Origin of the sequence: Tunturiibacter gelidiferens (assembly GCF_051013345.1) — a bacterium.
Classification (GTDB): Bacteria; Acidobacteriota; Terriglobia; order Terriglobales; family Acidobacteriaceae; genus Edaphobacter; species Edaphobacter gelidiferens_A.
Genome location: NZ_CP132940.1, coordinates 177,865 through 191,905, shown reverse-complemented (window position 1 = coordinate 191,905; position 14,041 = coordinate 177,865). Strand labels below are relative to the sequence as shown.

The following is a 14,041-nucleotide window of genomic DNA, read 5'->3' as shown; positions in this document are numbered from 1 at the left end:
CTCTCCCTAATCGTCAACTTCTCATCTTGACAAGTTTTCAAAATGAAAAGATACTCTATTCATGCACGTGGTCACTCTGAAGCACCTAAAAGAAGCGGCCACACAATATCCCGACGCTGCCAAGGAGATCGCCGCATGGCACAAGATCGTCACAGAGGCTCGCTGGACCAGCTTCGTAGATGTGCGCCAGACATTCCCGGACGCGGACGCGGTGGACAACTATGTCATATTCGACGTTCGGCGTAACCGCTACCGTCTGGTTGTGATCATCCATTACGCCCGTGTTCGGGATGGCAAGCCAACGATGGGACATGTTTACATCAGATCGTTTCTCACCCACAAGGAATACGACAACCCAGATAACTGGGACAAGGAGTTTGGAACATGAGCACAGTTCTAGCAAACCCCGCAGAGATGATTCATCGCGGAGCGCCCCATCTCATCCACAACGACGACGAGTTGACCGAGTACACCCGCGCTCTGTTCGCATTGACCGGGAAGAAGAAGACCACCCGGGATGAAGACGCGGCCATCGAACTACTCACGCTCCTGATCGAACGCTATGAGATGGAGCGTTATCCGATCCCCGAGGCCGATTCGGTGGCTGTGCTGCGGTTCATGATGGATAAGCATGGACTACAGCAGAAGGACCTGATAGCCGAGTTCGGGGTCGAGAGTACTGTCTCGCTCGTTCTATCCGGTAAACGGCAGATGAATCGAGCCCATATAGCTGCGCTGGCCGAGCGATTCAAAGTATCCCCGGCGGTCTTCTTCGAGTAGTTGTGGAAGAACCACGCCCGCCCCACCTCCTTACATCGGTCGGCCCGTAGGTCGCCATCAATGGCCTTCGGGACCTCACCGATCCCTTAGCAGTATGTAAGGAAGCAACTACCTCGCAATTCTAACGTGTCTGCGGGGCGGCGTCACCCTGTACCGGCGGGGCGGCGGACGGCGTGAGAATCAAGGGTAATGCCTCCCGCAGCATCGTCACGAAGTCGCCCAGCTCCATCTTTGGGGCCTGGGCAGGTAGTCCGACTGATCCGACGCTCAGCAGTTGCGCCAGAACCGGCTCCAGCGCCACCACGAGGATCGCCACCTGGGTGATGCCGTGTCGATCCGCCGCCTCCTCCAGATCGCCCGCAAGCTTACTGGGCACCCGGAACGTCTTGGGGATCGCGTCGCTGCGCTTGACGCGAGTTTCGTTACTTCGGGACCTGATCGCAGAGAGAAGATCCGACCCATAAATCTTGGCGATAGGAGACGCATTCGACTTTGTGGAGGCATCCATGCGGCTAACTCTATCACAGGAAAACGGGCAGTACGGCAGGAAAATACTGCAAATTAACAATCGCAGTTACAAAGAGATGCGTGGCAGTACAGCCGTGCAGTATTGCCATTCCGTACTGCCGCTGGCAGTACGGGCAATACGTTGGCAGTACTGGTTGTATTGCCCCTCTTGCCATACCTGCTGGGCAGTACTTCCCTGTCGAGCCTGGCTTTTGCTCTGGTCTTTGGTTTCGTTCTATGAGATAACCGTCTTGTAGCGGGCGGCTCCCTGTACCTGACGGTTATAAATAGACGAAAAGCTAAAGGGCCTTAACTACAGGGCGACGCGCATCTCACACATTTTCACTAAGATACAGACGATACGGTCAGCTCCAATGCGGAGCTCGGTCAGTTCTTATTTGTGGATCGGCCAGCTCTAATGCGTGGACGAGTCAGTTCTTATGCGTGGAGAATCTCAAAATCCCAGCAAAACGAGGGGTCGGAGTTGGTCAGTTCTCATGCGTGAATAACGCACCACGATGCGTGCAAAAATAAAACGCCGACCCATCGCCGGTCAGTTCTTATGCGTGACCAAGCCATGTATTTTCATTACTTTAGATTTTTAGGTTTGCGTGGGTGCTTGGGTGGGACATGCGTCGGGGAGGGTTGGAGCCGCCAGCCGCTCTCGTCCCGGTGAGTGGCGTCGATCTCGACCCGGACCTGGGTGTACTGCTTCATCACAGCCCACAGTGCCTTGTTTATATTGACTCGGAAATGCTTCTCGTTGCTGTACGACGATCCGAATTGCTGGGCCAGCTCGTTGTAGGAGAGGAATAGGGAGTAGTCCAGCGAGAGCATCCGGTAGGTCAGCCAGCAGTAGACATCCAACTCCATCGGGCTCCGCCGAAGCGCCTTGATAACCCGCATGTCGATTGGAACGCTGTGCATCAGCAGTTCCCTGAATAGCGGACCGGTGAGGACAATCGTGGACTGCCAGAACGCGGACTGCGTCACATCTGTCTTTCTTCCCCACCAGAGGTCATAGTCCTCAATGGAGTAGAGCTTGCCCTTGGCGTTCTCGGCGTCTTTATCCGAGCTGTCCTCATACCGGAACCGAATGTCCGCGTTGAACAGCCGGAGCATTTGATCCTTCAGCCGGGTGACGGTTCCCCACTGCCCGCCGGTGGGCACAATGTCCAACTGACGCATGAAGGGACTCAGCGTATCTCCTAGAGCGATAACGGGATTCTTCTTCGTCCGCACCTCGTTCGCGATCCACATGAGCAGGAGCCGGGGGATGGTCCCGTAGGGTATCCCGTACTTCGAATCCGGTTTGATCTGCAGGGTCATCTTCCCATTGGTCCGCGTGAAAGTGGAGTACGGATCGATATTGCGGGACGAGTGCGGTAGGTTAGCTTGAATGAAGCAGCGCCCGGCATATTTCACCATGTGAGCGCTCCACGGGTCCCGGGCCTCGATCTCGGCTGCGGACTCCATGAGCTGGCCGATCCTCTCGGTCGATACCGGACTGCCGGGGCGTGGGGTCCAGATATCGAGAGTCGTCTCCGCCGATGCCGGTGGCTTCTTGAGTGCGGCTTGGGAGACGGAGGGCATCTAGTATGTCCACTTTACCGCCGTTACTTTTGGACCGCTAGGGGGTAGTACCTTCTTTGGTACCGTCGTTAATTTTGGGTCCTCTCCGGATCGCGTTGCACGCAAAAGCGCATGCACAAAATTTTCCGGTGACTCCACAAATTGGTTCCAGCTACCGAGGTTGATGGTGAGAGGATAAACTTCATGCCCAGCTTCGAAGGCAACATCGAGATCGATCCCGCAACCAACCCCATCGTAGTTGCCCACCGCATTCTTGAGGAGCGGGTGAAGGAACTCTCGTAGGAACTGCCGGCGTCACCTTCGGCTACATCGGCAACCTGGAACGCTGGGGCGATGATCGCTCGTGGGCTGTCTTCCTTCCCCACCCCGCTCGTGTCGGCGGCTTCGACGACCAGATCAGCATCGGCACCACGAAGAAGCTTCCAGCCGCCGTCGACAAGTGGGCCGCGATCGCTGAGTCAGCCCGCAAGCGTTATCACAACGGCAGCCGGAGAGCGTGATGTACCTGCGTGCTTATCTCTACCGACCGAAGCAGCTCCGCGATTATCTCGCGAGGACGCTTGAACCTTTGAAGATCGTCTTCCGCTTGAAGTGCTGGCTGCTCGGCTTCCACAACTTCGGCGTGACGAAGTGCCGAGACACCGCTGCTGGACCTGCGGCAAGAAAGAGAATGGAGCCTGGTGAGCGCCGCGACTGTCAACGCTATCGACCCGAAGACATTCGATTATGCCTCTCTGGAGGATTAGGGTGAGGAGGCGCTCATGCCCGAGCTTCTTCTCTTCGTCTATGGGCTTCGCGGGTCTCGGTCGCGCCCTGTCAGCTACGATCACATCTGCCGGTATTTCGAAGGGACTGCCCCCTGAATTTGTGTGTGATGTCGTTCATGCAGCATGGTCTGTGCGCGGGTATCTACAAGGGGTAGCTGCTGATCCCGCCGCCACTTATCGAGTAAAGGTCCTCGCTATTTCCGTCTCACACAGGCTGGACGTTACGTGCTCGAACAGTGGCTAAGAACATAGCGAGGTAGACTCTCTGTATGGCCATGCCCCGGACCTGGCTTCCGCGAGCTGAAGAAATCCTCGACGTGCTGCGCCGCATGAAGTCCAAGCAGTTGGACCGCGCCGCGATCGAGGAGCTCTTCCTGCTTCAGCGTCGGGCGGCCAATGAGTTGATGACTCAGGCCGGTGCTACCAAGGCAAAACGCGGAGAGGCCGTCCTCATCGACCGCACTTCCCTGCTCGCCTGGACCGAACGCACCTTCAAAGATGAGTCCTGGCAGCTTGAACGCCGGAAAGAGACGAGCACCGAGCTGTCCCGCAGCGTGGCCGAGGTGCAGGCCTTGCGGGAGGCGATGGCGAAGGAGGGCAAACAGCCGGTCTCCTTTCCGCTCGACGAGAAGTATCTCCGCGCCACCTGCACTTCCCTTCCCCACGCCATCCGGATCGACCATGGACGCATTACAATCGAAGTGGCCGAGGGTCCATCCGACGAGATGCAGCAGCTTGCCTGCCAACTTCTCTACGAGCTGGCAATGGCCTTGAACAATGACCCCGATAGCTTCCGTGATCTCATCGGCGCGAACCATGACTCCCCATCCCCCCATTCGTTCCCTGCTGCAATCTCTCGGCGAGTCGTGATTTCTGGAAAGTTTTCATGAAAACTTTCTGTACAGACATAATGAAATAAGTCATGAAAACCTAACGGCCCGCATCCCGCACAAACGAACCTAGTTTGCAATATCCGCTGCCCCTTCCCATCTGCTATAAGTCTCCTTATGGCGACAGTATTATCAGTGGCGACACAGAAGGGTGGAACGGGTAAATCATCGACAGCTATCAATGTGGCGTGTGCTCTGGAGAGCGCTGGCTACAGAATGCGTGTCATCGATACCGATCCACAGGCGACATTCACAAAGTGGCACAAGAAGCGTAAACAGCAAGGATTAAATGGCTTTAGTGTGACGAACGTACCGAAAGGCATGCTGGAGGAGGAAATTGAGGAGCTCCGACGCGACAAGAGCCTAGACATCATCATGATCGACTGTCCCGGCAACATTGAGGACATCACTGCCACTGCAGTTCGGTTGAGCGATGCCGTGCTCTCGCCGGTCAAACCCACGTCGGTCGATCTCGCGCATGCTGTTGATACAGCAAAGTTTATCCGGGAGATGCGGAAGGTATATCCGAAAATCCTGTTCATGCTGTTCCTTAATGAGGCGATGCCGCGCCGGAACATTTCAAAAGACATGCCGGAGAGCATTCGCGCGATCATGGGAAACCTCGATCGGACGTATATGCTCAACGCGCAGATCGCCAATTCCGCGCCGGTCGCGGAGTTCTTCGGTACGGGGCGCTCGGTCTTTGAGTATGCGCCGCGATCGGCTGCCGCCACCGCCTACAAGAAACTCACAAAGGAGATCGTCGAATGCCTAAGAAATTCAGCCTGATGGACCAGGCCATAGAACTGGCCTCTGAGATCGAGATCCCAATCACCCGGTTGCCATCTCGCGCCGATGAGGAGGTCGAGCAGAGCAGGGAAGTGGGCGACCAGCCTGCGCCCGAAGCGGCTGCGGAGCCGGAGAGCAAACCAGCGCCGGTTGATGAGACGAAGTCCGCGATGATGGCCAGGCCGACGATCGTAAATCGACGACCCGCCACAACTAAGCCGGAGCCGGTCGTCGATTCCCTCGATATGCTCGCCACGGAAGGTCCTGACCTAGTCCCGCTGAGCTGCCGGGTGCCCAGGAGGGTTCGACAGGTGCTCGATGAGCGGGTCCATCAGCTCAAAGCTAAGGGCAAGAAGATCAAAATGGAGGATGTTGTCACCGCTGCGCTGGTCTCGTTTCTCAGAATAGATGACTAGGGGGTGAGCGGCCAGTGAGCGGTATCCAGGCCGGGGGAAGAAACCTGAAAAGTTCGGCTAAATGACGAAGGGCGAGCCGGTTAGCTCGCCCTTCATGCTTGGGATTTATCTGGCTGTAGGCGGTTAGTCCCGTCCATTTAACCGCCTCTTGTTTGCAGTGGCGGCACCAGATCGACTTAGTTGACCCAGGTCTCGGGAGCGCCGGGGTCGGTGCCCTCGGTGCCTGCGGTGACTTGGAACTCAGGCGACGGATCAAAGTGCTCGACCTTGGTCAAAAATCTCCGCAGCCACATCGTCAGTCCACTCGAAGTCGGCCTGTTCGAAGACCGGCTTGAGGATGGCCTGCGCCTTCACCAGCGGGTCGATCGCCTTGAGCTGTTCAACGTCGATATCGGTGACCTCGGGTCCAAAGACCATCGCATCATCGGGATGGACTGTTGACCACAGCCAGTCCTCCAGAAGGGCAGCACGCTTCGGGTCCTCCGGAATGCGGTTGCCGTTGTCGTCGCGCACATACTCACCGTCCCGCTTCTTGAACGGAGAGAAACTGCTCGGAGGCAGCCTCCAGACGGCGTTCGTCAGACGGGTGAAGATGTAGCCCGCGATCGGGTTGGCCAGGACACGCTGATCATCGCCTCTTCCGGCGTTCACTCGAAGGCAACAGTCTCCTCCGTGTACCGGTTGATGGGCTGAATCGAGCCATCCTTGAGCCCGGCGGCGTGCTTGCGTGCGGCCTCGGATACGCTGGTGAGCTGTTCGAACTCGCGGACCTCCAGCGGTTTGCCTACGACCTTGATGCCGGACAGGTAGCCAGAATCTTGGTCACGGCCCCGGCTTATCGTCAATGAAGTTCGAGGTGTAGACGATCTTGAGCAGGGTGTCACGCTCGAAGTCGGTCAATTCCTCGGCCTGGCTGGCGATGCCGAGCTGGTTGAGAATCTGGTAGGCAGTGACCCACAACTCTGCCCGGTAGGTGAGCGCCCGCTCCAGATTTTCGACTTCCATCGAAACGCGATCCGTATATTCACCTTGAATCGCAGGATCGTAGAGCTCTGCGGTGTCTTCGAGCAGGACGGTTTCCTGCACATTGGCGATCTCCGCCTAGTCCACGATTAGCCCGAGCAGGTCGGCCTTGAAGATGTTGAAGAGCGTGACGCGAGAGGGATGGGCGTGCCGTTCCGGCGGAAGGTAGTTGGTGTATTCCGCGAAGAGCAGCTTCCAGAGCTCGTTGTGCGGCTTGCACATCCGGTAGGTGTCGGCCCAGTCGTTGACCGTGATCTTTTCATCAGGAGTCAGAACGCCGAGGTACTCGAAGAGGCCGGTGCCAACGGTGTCGATGGCCACGGCAGCGAGCTGAGCATCGTCCAGTTCCGGCTTGTCGGTCGTCAGCGTGATCTCTTTCGTCGCATCATTAATGATGGCTTCGATCAGAGCTTCGCGAATCTTCGAGGTATAGGGAGCCACCCTCCTGCCGGCGAGCGGACTAAGAACCATTGAGGATGATTCCTGCTGCCTGAGCGATTCTCGCCTGAATGGCTGCCGCGTTCCGCCTTTCTGTGGCCTCGGCTGGGGTTTCCAGGATCGTCGGGGGAGACGAGGCATACAGGAGCAGATCCCTTGCCTCCTGAAAGAAGGCTCTTGCGGAAGGCCGGCCTCCAGCAGACTCGACGTCAAATTTGATGAAATTCTGCACTGCCTTCCGGAGTTCGGGATGGAAGCAGTTAGGTGCAACCGCCCTGCGCATGTCCCTGGCGATCTGGGCAAGCTGTGACCGATTCTCCCGGCGAGCCATGATCCTCTCCAGGGCGAAATCGCGAAGCGATTTGTTCGTGTCGTGCTCGGTGCCGGCATAGGGGTTCGAGTTGAGGTCGATGTTTGCGAGTGATGGGTCCATTATTCTTGTCTCCTTTGAGGGGTCGTGCGATCCAATGAATCGCGCGAGGTGGGTTACCTCTCTGCGGGGAGAGGAAGGTCGGAAGGGATACAGCCTGCTTAGGGAGCCGCGACTCCAAATGACGAAACACCCCGAACGCTACCGTGATTGGCGCTCAAGCAAGATCAGCAACCGGCGCGGCAAGGGTTCGGCGGCTCCGGTCAGTCCAAGCAGGCCAACGATCCGCCAGGCGATGGCGGCGGCTTCGCGACGTCGGGCAGTTCCTGCTCTCACACAGATGCGGCTGTACTGCAGTTCCAGTGCAACCGCATATTGGATCAGACTCTCTTGGGGTAATGGCAACCTGGGCTGTTTCCCAAGTACACGGATGTTCGCGAACATCCAGAGAACTTGCTGGAACACGGTCATACGTGTCCTCCTGTTTCGAATGGAATCGCTGGGAGGTCGGAATGAGAATTGGAGGTTTCGTCCGGGGTGACAGCAGAGGTAACCGGCGGGCGAATATGACCGAGATGCCAGAAGCCCGGCAGAACTGGGCACTCGTAGACACGCAAACTGTCACGATCGTGCTGTCTCTCCCAAACCTCGTCGGCCCATTCCCAGGTGGGCCAGGAACGTTTGGGAAAGCCGTTCCCCATCCGACAAGAGGGACAAGGAGGTGTGAGCGCGGACCAGCGCCTGGAGATGTATTTGAACGCCTCTTCTCGCGCTTGGGCTCGGGTTAGAGCGACGACAAGCGGAGCCCTTCGCGTCTCTTGAACGACTGGGTTCGTGAGAGTGGCCACTGTCTTCGCAATGGAGCCCGCCTCTTTAATGAGCCGCCGCCCAGTCTTGCGCGCGAGCTTTCGTTGCTCTGGCTCAAGGGCGTTGTATTGTGCTTGGAGATCTGCTGCCCATTGCTTATAGCTGCTGGTTGAAGGGACAAGTGGAATGCCAATGCTGCTCAGGTAGAGCGCCAGTCTGCGCGCCCTTCGTCTGCCTTTTGTCATGATTGCTTCCTATTGAAAGTTCTCCCAAGAGGTGTGACCTGGCTGCAGGGTCGGAATGCAGGGACAGTCCCGCCCTCGTTTGTGGAATGTGAATTGTTTTTTGGAAGTGCTTCAGCAACGTAGGTTCAGGTGCAGTTCGTAGATCGTCTGCGAATATGAGCAGGGTGTCACAATCTTCACTCCTATGGAGATTGCTTAAACCTCAATATGAGCACCAGACGAGGTGGTTTCCGATGATAGGAGATCGCAAGGCTCGCCATCGAAGACGCCAGCTTGGCAGCGCAGGTGCTATCCAGCGTTCGGAGAGAGACATTTCCAAAAAAACGTGTAGTGCGAAAATCCGAATGTCTAGAACAGTTACTTGCAAAAGTTTGCACACTCTGATATTTCTTTTTGCATGCTTCATGTTTTGAGTCGCATCGCGCGTCCAGAAACACGAAGATTATTGCCACCCCGCGGCCTCCAGTGGGAATTGTGCAGCACCAGCGGGCCCCGCTCAGTATCAATTTAGCTGGCGGTATCCCCAAGCTACGTAGCTGTGATTGTTGACAGCGAAGTGGCTACACAAAAGTAGCCTCCTCCTAAGTCGTATCGAGTTGGGGGTTACTCGCCTCTCATCTGAGGCAACAACGTTCCCAGAGCTTCTTTGCTTTTGGTACCGAAAAGCAAGGCCAACTCACCGTCACTGGTCGGTTGGCTGATCAGCCGTTCGAATAGAGTCGCGATACGTGTTTTTCGCGTTCCCGCTACGCCTAGATCGTTCGCGCTTAGACACCGCCGCTGCATGGGTATGATTGTGCAGCCATAGTAGCGAGCGGTAATTAGACCGGCGACTGCCCAGCCGTTATGCGGTTGTCCGCCCCAAGAATCCCAAAAACAATGTACGGCCCACGCTTTTTGTGCGCGAGATCGGTGCGTATGCACGCGCAAAGGATTGCGCCATCCTGCTCGATCCCAGGAGGCCCACTTCACACAGAGGAGTTTTCGCCCTATGGCCGACGTAATCGCTCCAAATAACAGTTCTGTTTATCAGGAAGTCCGCAATGCAGCAGCGAGGGAGTGTATGGACTCAGCCTTCCGGGACATGTGCATGATCTTGAAAGCGCCTCCCTTTCTGGACTCTTTCTCACTTGTGGCACGAAATATCCACTACATGCTGACCGTCCTGCCTGCCACGTGGCCCATAGAAGACATCTTCCCGGGATGGACAGAGATGGCTGCTTGGGCGTTAAAGAACCAGAATGCCCTCATTGAACTAGCCGGCGAGACGCTCAAAGAGAATCGTCGTGAGGAGATCGCGTTGGGTGCGCTTGTAACTCTCCACCCAATGAAGGATTTTGGACTGAGTCGGTTTCCGATCTACTCCACTCTCTGCGATATCCACGAGTTGCCGGAGCAGAGAAAACACTTCGCCATGTTACAGGCGCAACTGTTGGTGGCTCGTCGCAAAGAACTCGAGAAAAATAAGGCTCACAACAGTGATTCGTATGTCGACCTGTACGAGCGACACACAGAGGAGGGAGACTTCGCGCGGCATGTACGCCAGCCCGACGCAGCAGCGCGCGCAATCCGTAAAATCAGCTTTGAACGATACGGACAGATGTTGGCATTTATTCATCCGGAGCGAAGCCCAGGAGTATTTGCCTCGTCTCTACCCGAACCCGGTGATGAACTCCCGCAAATCCCCTTCTTGCATAAGGGACTACAGCACATTCGACATTACTGCGGTTTGAAGACATCTCCTCGATCTAATGTGACCCGCATCCCCGGAGATAGTTATGGCGGCGGTGGTGGCATATACGGCTATGTCGAGTACAGCGAGACACGATTTGGTATCGAGTACACGAATGGCGATCCGGATGACTCAGCACTCGATCAAAGCCAGCAGGAGCTGATCTGTGAGAACTCAGTCGACCGCGAATCGGCCCTTGCTCAGGACTTCGATCCTGCGGAAACCGCCTTGCCGGGGGGATACGCACGCCAAGGGGATGAACAACAGAGCGGCAGCACGCCCGGCAAGCTCGCATCTGCTCGCACGCGCGTGGCGATGATCGAAATCGACAAGGATCGAATGCCTTGGTCGGCAATACATCTTCGGCCCAGCGAGATCACAGGAACGTTGCTTGCAAAGTTGGCCTCAACTGCAGAGGCAGCACGCTTCGGACGAGTTGACGCAGTCGAGCTCGAAAATTGCGCGTTGATGGCAGTTTGTTTGGAGACGGCACGGCCGTTGAAAGCGGTCCTAGGCATGCGCCTTGATCGAGTTCCGGAAGGAGACTTTCTTTTCGTCCCCTCTGATCATGACGATGAGGTCTCCCAGTGGTGCTGGAAAACGATCGAGCCTCTTTACAAGGCAGAGCGTCCCTCCGTGTCCGGGAGGGAACTCGTCCGTAGCCTGCATCTTTCCTATCCGGTGCATCCGGTGGCAAATCATCTGTTGCGTGAGTGGCAAAAACACCTTCAGGGTCCACGGCCAGAACTATTTCATGAATCGCTCGAAGTGTATGAGAAACGCCTCAAGCCCTGGCTGCGCAGATTGGACAGCACAGGGCGGCTGACCCTCAGCAAGATTGCGCACCTGAAATGGTCGCTGCTATCGCAGGTGAGTGCAGGAGATATCGCAGAAGCCAGCCTGGTCCTGGGACAACCCCACCCGATGGCCCGCGTCCCTCTCTTCTATTCGTTGCTCTCTGTGGATGGTGCCGCCGACCTTTTTCAGAGAGCGACATCGGTACTTTGGAGAGGTGTGTGGGGCGACGGGCAAAACAGCTACAGGGATCGAGTGCCGGCATGAGAACTGACCTCGTCCTGTACACCGGAAGCCGCGCCTTCCCGGACCTGAACACGGTCCGGGCTGCAATTCAAACGACAAAGGAATCCGCCATGCAGCTTGCGCGGGTGGACTTGAGAGCAGACCTGCCCGACGCTTTCGTCGAGATGTTCAATCGAGCGGTCCTGTATCTGGCGTGGCACCAGTTTTATGCCATCGCTACGCGAGGCATTCGCTTGCCCTACATTCCACTCTCTGATGTATGCGAAGGTTCTGGAGTTGCAACACTCACGGACAAGGACACCGGCACCGGATACAAAACGCGCCTTGTCTGGCTGTCTCCCACTCTCCTCGATCATATGCGCCAAACCGAACCCCTCATCGAGCAAGTACGAGAACAGCTTCAACTCGATTGGGATCGGGAGCTTTCACCGATTTTCTTCCTTGGTGACGATAAGCAGGCAATCGAGATCAGGCCGAAATCGATTGAGGATCTATCCCGCGATTTTTTCCTTTCCCCAGCAACACTCCCCGCCGCGTTATGCGCTTTCTATTGCGGGACGCGGGGCTGTCGAGCGAGATGGTGGAGGTGTATATGGGGCACTGGCTGGAGCGGCGCGAACCTTGGGGTAAATGGTCGAGCTTGGACTATGGCGAGTATCTAGACGACCTTCGCGTGCGCATCCCAAAGATCCTTGCTGGGTTGGGCTTTGAATGTCCCCCAAAAGAGAGAAAGAGTAGGTCAGCAAATGCCAAGTGATTTTGATGCCACGCTGTGGAACCCGGAGACGCTGCAATTGACACAAGCGCAGGCGAACAGTCTTAATCTTCTGCAGCAAGTTCTCACCAGAAGCAAATCGGAGGTCGCGAAGGCACTTCGTCTCTGCGAGCGACTCGATTGGACACACGCAGATATCCGGAAACTAGAAACCGATCTGCTCAAGCATGTGAACGGCGGCCAGAATCTACGCAACGTCTACGACACATTGGCAAAGGTCATCGCTCGGTATCACGAACGTACGAACTCCAACTGCTGCTTCCCACAGTCAATTACCCGGGTACGCCTCGAAAACAATTCATTCTATGCGGACGTGGCTGCATCGGAGCGCCTCATCCAGCAACTCTCCGACTTCGTCACGAATGCCGCGAAAAGTCTTCCTACTGGCCTGGAGGCTCGCGAAGTAGACCCTGCTTGTGTCAAGAAGGCCGCCATCCTCGGGGTGCTTTCGAGCATCCTCCACTTTCATCTGCTCCATAAGTCCATGCTCATTGCACGCAATATAAAAGGCGCCCACTTTGCTGTAGGTTGTGGTTATTCGTATCACCACCTACCGAAAGGAGCGGCGTTATGAGCCAAGAGAAATATATCGGCATGGACGTCCACCAAGCAACGATCTCGGCTGCAGTCACAGATTCCCGGGGAAGTTGATCATGGAAAGTATTCTGGAGACGAAAGCGGCCACGATCCTTGAGTTCCTCCAAGGGCTACACGGAAGTTTATCGGTGACCTTCGAAGAAGGAGTCTCTGCGGCCTGGTTACATGACCTGCTGAAACCTCACGTCACCCATCTCGTGGTCTGCGATCCGCGCAAGAACGCCCTGTTGAAAGACGGCAGCAAGAGTGACCGAATCGATGCGCGAAAGCTGGCGGAGCTGCTGCGTGGCAACCAGCTCACGTCGGTTTACCATGGCGAGCACGGGATGCGCACCATAAAAGAATTAGGTCGCAGCTACCTAACCATTACGAAGGATCTCACACGAGTCATGAATCGGATCAAAGCCCTCTACCGAAGCTGGGCCATTCCCTGTAGCGGTACCAGCGTCTATGCACCGCGGCATCGCACAGAATGGTTAGACAAGATCCCGGAACCCGGAGTTCGTCTCCGGGCCGAACGGCTCTATCAGCAACTGGATCTGCTGCAACCAGTGCGTCAGCAAGCGCGACGCGACTTGCTGACCGAGAGCCGCAAGCATCATGCCGTGAAATTGCTTCGCCAGATTCCTTCGATCGGTCCGATTCGTGCAGCCTTGCTGGTTGCGCAGCTGCAGACGCCCCACCGTTTCCGTAGCAAGCGCCAGCTGTGGGCTTACAGTGGTTTCGCGCTGGAGACCCACGACAGCGGCGAGTATCGCTACGTCCGAGGGAAACTGCAACGAAACCGGGAGCGCATGACCGTGCGTGGCCTGAGTAACAACCATAATCCCGATGTGAAGAATCTCTTCAAAGGGGCTGCGATCTCCGCTAGCACTCACCCTGGCCCCCTGTACGATTTCTATGTTGCTCTTCTTGAAAAAGGAATGCGACCGACGATGGCGCGTCTCACCCTGGCACGCAAGATTGCCAGCATCACTCTAACGATTTGGAAGAAAGGAGTGGATTTCGACGCCACACAATTGCATCGGCAAGAAGCTTGAGCGTCTCTGATAAGGAGGCCTTTCCATCTCCGGCCATTCTCTTAGGTGGTGGTCGGTCGGGTTCTCGAGACGCTCGGTTCGAGGTGAGTATCAGTCAATGAGTTCGGCCTTGTGTGCTTCGGCACCGAGTCACTAATGCACGCTATGCCTCCTCGGATAACCAGAAATAGCGATAGGCCACGAGCCTCAAATAGAACCATGGTTGACATTCAAATACCAGGTCCGCTTGCC

At 56.3% G+C, this 14,041-nt stretch carries 17 protein-coding genes; 9 read left to right on the top strand and 8 right to left on the bottom strand.

Annotation, left to right across the window (positions count from 1 at the left end; all coding sequences use genetic code 11):
• The first annotated feature begins 61 nt into the window (after nucleotides 1-61).
• Together RBB80_RS34360 and RBB80_RS34355 are read left to right on the top strand one after the other, a co-directional pair.
• Entirely contained in the window at nucleotides 62-388 is a 327-nt protein-coding gene (locus RBB80_RS34360) for a type II toxin-antitoxin system HigB family toxin (RefSeq protein ID WP_433970398.1), read from the top strand.
• On the top strand, nucleotides 385-780 hold the full coding sequence (locus RBB80_RS34355; protein WP_433970396.1) for a helix-turn-helix domain-containing protein: 396 nt from the start codon (nucleotides 385-387) through the stop codon (nucleotides 778-780). The genes RBB80_RS34360 and RBB80_RS34355 overlap by 4 nt, the downstream gene beginning before the upstream one ends.
• 121 nt (nucleotides 781-901) lie before the next feature.
• Here the strand turns inward: RBB80_RS34355 and RBB80_RS34350 are convergent, their stop codons facing one another.
• Together RBB80_RS34350 and RBB80_RS34345 are read right to left on the bottom strand one after the other, a co-directional pair.
• Nucleotides 902-1,288, bottom strand: a complete 387-nt coding sequence (locus RBB80_RS34350) for a hypothetical protein (protein ID WP_433970394.1) — start codon at nucleotides 1,286-1,288, stop codon at nucleotides 902-904.
• Between the two features lie 587 nt (nucleotides 1,289-1,875).
• Nucleotides 1,876-2,880: a replication protein RepA gene (locus tag RBB80_RS34345; protein ID WP_433970393.1), complete on the bottom strand. Its 1,005-nt coding sequence runs from the start codon at nucleotides 2,878-2,880 to the stop codon at nucleotides 1,876-1,878.
• A 1,036-nt stretch (nucleotides 2,881-3,916) separates the two neighbouring features.
• Between RBB80_RS34345 and RBB80_RS34340 the strand changes: the two genes are divergently transcribed.
• The 3 genes from RBB80_RS34340 (at nucleotide 3,917) to RBB80_RS34330 (ending at nucleotide 5,742) form a co-directional block, all read left to right on the top strand.
• Nucleotides 3,917-4,537, top strand: coding sequence for a hypothetical protein (locus RBB80_RS34340; protein ID WP_433970391.1), 621 nt, complete (start codon nucleotides 3,917-3,919; stop codon nucleotides 4,535-4,537).
• Nucleotides 4,538-4,654: 117 nt separating this feature from the next.
• Complete coding sequence (locus RBB80_RS34335) at nucleotides 4,655-5,326, top strand: AAA family ATPase (RefSeq protein ID WP_433970389.1); 672 nt, start codon at nucleotides 4,655-4,657, stop codon at nucleotides 5,324-5,326.
• Nucleotides 5,305-5,742, top strand: a complete 438-nt coding sequence (locus RBB80_RS34330) for a hypothetical protein (protein ID WP_433970388.1) — start codon at nucleotides 5,305-5,307, stop codon at nucleotides 5,740-5,742. Before RBB80_RS34335 ends, RBB80_RS34330 begins: the two co-directional genes overlap by 22 nt.
• Before the next feature lie 252 nt (nucleotides 5,743-5,994).
• On the opposite strand, the gene RBB80_RS34325 is transcribed toward RBB80_RS34330, so the two are convergent.
• The 6 genes from RBB80_RS34325 to RBB80_RS34300 all read right to left on the bottom strand — a co-directional run bounded on the left by RBB80_RS34325 (nucleotide 5,995) and on the right by RBB80_RS34300 (nucleotide 8,044).
• The gene (locus tag RBB80_RS34325; protein WP_433970387.1) at nucleotides 5,995-6,393 is read right to left on the bottom strand and encodes a hypothetical protein; all 399 of its coding nucleotides are present in this window, start codon (nucleotides 6,391-6,393) and stop codon (nucleotides 5,995-5,997) included.
• Nucleotides 6,390-6,587 (bottom strand): hypothetical protein, encoded by a 198-nt coding sequence (locus RBB80_RS34320; protein ID WP_433970385.1) that lies wholly within the window; start codon nucleotides 6,585-6,587, stop codon nucleotides 6,390-6,392. Before RBB80_RS34320 ends, RBB80_RS34325 begins: the two co-directional genes overlap by 4 nt.
• On the bottom strand, nucleotides 6,565-6,828 hold the full coding sequence (locus RBB80_RS34315; protein WP_433970383.1) for a hypothetical protein: 264 nt from the start codon (nucleotides 6,826-6,828) through the stop codon (nucleotides 6,565-6,567). Before RBB80_RS34315 ends, RBB80_RS34320 begins: the two co-directional genes overlap by 23 nt.
• A gap of 15 nt (nucleotides 6,829-6,843) precedes the next feature.
• Complete coding sequence (locus RBB80_RS34310) at nucleotides 6,844-7,236, bottom strand: hypothetical protein (RefSeq protein WP_433970381.1); 393 nt, start codon at nucleotides 7,234-7,236, stop codon at nucleotides 6,844-6,846.
• The gene (locus RBB80_RS34305; RefSeq protein WP_433970380.1) at nucleotides 7,226-7,636 is read right to left on the bottom strand and encodes a hypothetical protein; all 411 of its coding nucleotides are present in this window, start codon (nucleotides 7,634-7,636) and stop codon (nucleotides 7,226-7,228) included. The genes RBB80_RS34310 and RBB80_RS34305 overlap by 11 nt, the downstream gene beginning before the upstream one ends.
• A gap of 138 nt (nucleotides 7,637-7,774) precedes the next feature.
• Nucleotides 7,775-8,044, bottom strand: a complete 270-nt coding sequence (locus RBB80_RS34300; protein ID WP_433970378.1) for a hypothetical protein — start codon at nucleotides 8,042-8,044, stop codon at nucleotides 7,775-7,777.
• A 1,713-nt stretch (nucleotides 8,045-9,757) separates the two neighbouring features.
• On the opposite strand from RBB80_RS34300, the gene RBB80_RS34295 reads away from it, so the two are divergent.
• The 4 genes from RBB80_RS34295 (at nucleotide 9,758) to RBB80_RS34280 (ending at nucleotide 13,810) form a co-directional block, all read left to right on the top strand.
• Nucleotides 9,758-11,419 carry a hypothetical protein gene (locus RBB80_RS34295; protein ID WP_433970377.1) on the top strand — a complete coding sequence of 554 codons (1,662 nt, stop codon included), beginning with the start codon at nucleotides 9,758-9,760 and terminating at the stop codon, nucleotides 11,417-11,419.
• Nucleotides 11,416-12,060, top strand: a complete 645-nt coding sequence (locus RBB80_RS34290; protein ID WP_433970376.1) for a hypothetical protein — start codon at nucleotides 11,416-11,418, stop codon at nucleotides 12,058-12,060. Before RBB80_RS34295 ends, RBB80_RS34290 begins: the two co-directional genes overlap by 4 nt.
• An 84-nt stretch (nucleotides 12,061-12,144) precedes the next feature.
• Nucleotides 12,145-12,747, top strand: a complete 603-nt coding sequence (locus RBB80_RS34285; RefSeq protein WP_433970374.1) for a hypothetical protein — start codon at nucleotides 12,145-12,147, stop codon at nucleotides 12,745-12,747.
• Between the two features lie 79 nt (nucleotides 12,748-12,826).
• Nucleotides 12,827-13,810, top strand: coding sequence for a transposase (locus RBB80_RS34280; protein ID WP_433964555.1), 984 nt, complete (start codon nucleotides 12,827-12,829; stop codon nucleotides 13,808-13,810).
• Nucleotides 13,811-14,041: the final 231 nt, after the last annotated feature.

Bases quoted from the DNA above. Each gene is read 5' to 3' on its own strand.
- RBB80_RS34360 (WP_433970398.1), top strand. From the start codon at position 62: ATGCACGTGGTCACTCTGAAGCACCTAAAAGAAGCGGCCACACAATAT.
- RBB80_RS34355 (WP_433970396.1), top strand. From the start codon at position 385: ATGAGCACAGTTCTAGCAAACCCCGCAGAGATGATTCATCGCGGAGCG.
- RBB80_RS34350 (WP_433970394.1), bottom strand. From the start codon at position 1,288: ATGGATGCCTCCACAAAGTCGAATGCGTCTCCTATCGCCAAGATTTAT.
- RBB80_RS34345 (WP_433970393.1), bottom strand. From the start codon at position 2,880: ATGCCCTCCGTCTCCCAAGCCGCACTCAAGAAGCCACCGGCATCGGCG.
- RBB80_RS34340 (WP_433970391.1), top strand. From the start codon at position 3,917: ATGGCCATGCCCCGGACCTGGCTTCCGCGAGCTGAAGAAATCCTCGAC.
- RBB80_RS34335 (WP_433970389.1), top strand. From the start codon at position 4,655: ATGGCGACAGTATTATCAGTGGCGACACAGAAGGGTGGAACGGGTAAA.
- RBB80_RS34330 (WP_433970388.1), top strand. From the start codon at position 5,305: ATGCCTAAGAAATTCAGCCTGATGGACCAGGCCATAGAACTGGCCTCT.
- RBB80_RS34310 (WP_433970381.1), bottom strand. From the start codon at position 7,236: ATGGTTCTTAGTCCGCTCGCCGGCAGGAGGGTGGCTCCCTATACCTCG.
- RBB80_RS34305 (WP_433970380.1), bottom strand. From the start codon at position 7,636: ATGGACCCATCACTCGCAAACATCGACCTCAACTCGAACCCCTATGCC.
- RBB80_RS34300 (WP_433970378.1), bottom strand. From the start codon at position 8,044: ATGACCGTGTTCCAGCAAGTTCTCTGGATGTTCGCGAACATCCGTGTA.
- RBB80_RS34290 (WP_433970376.1), top strand. From the start codon at position 11,416: ATGAGAACTGACCTCGTCCTGTACACCGGAAGCCGCGCCTTCCCGGAC.
- RBB80_RS34285 (WP_433970374.1), top strand. From the start codon at position 12,145: ATGCCAAGTGATTTTGATGCCACGCTGTGGAACCCGGAGACGCTGCAA.
- RBB80_RS34280 (WP_433964555.1), top strand. From the start codon at position 12,827: ATGGAAAGTATTCTGGAGACGAAAGCGGCCACGATCCTTGAGTTCCTC.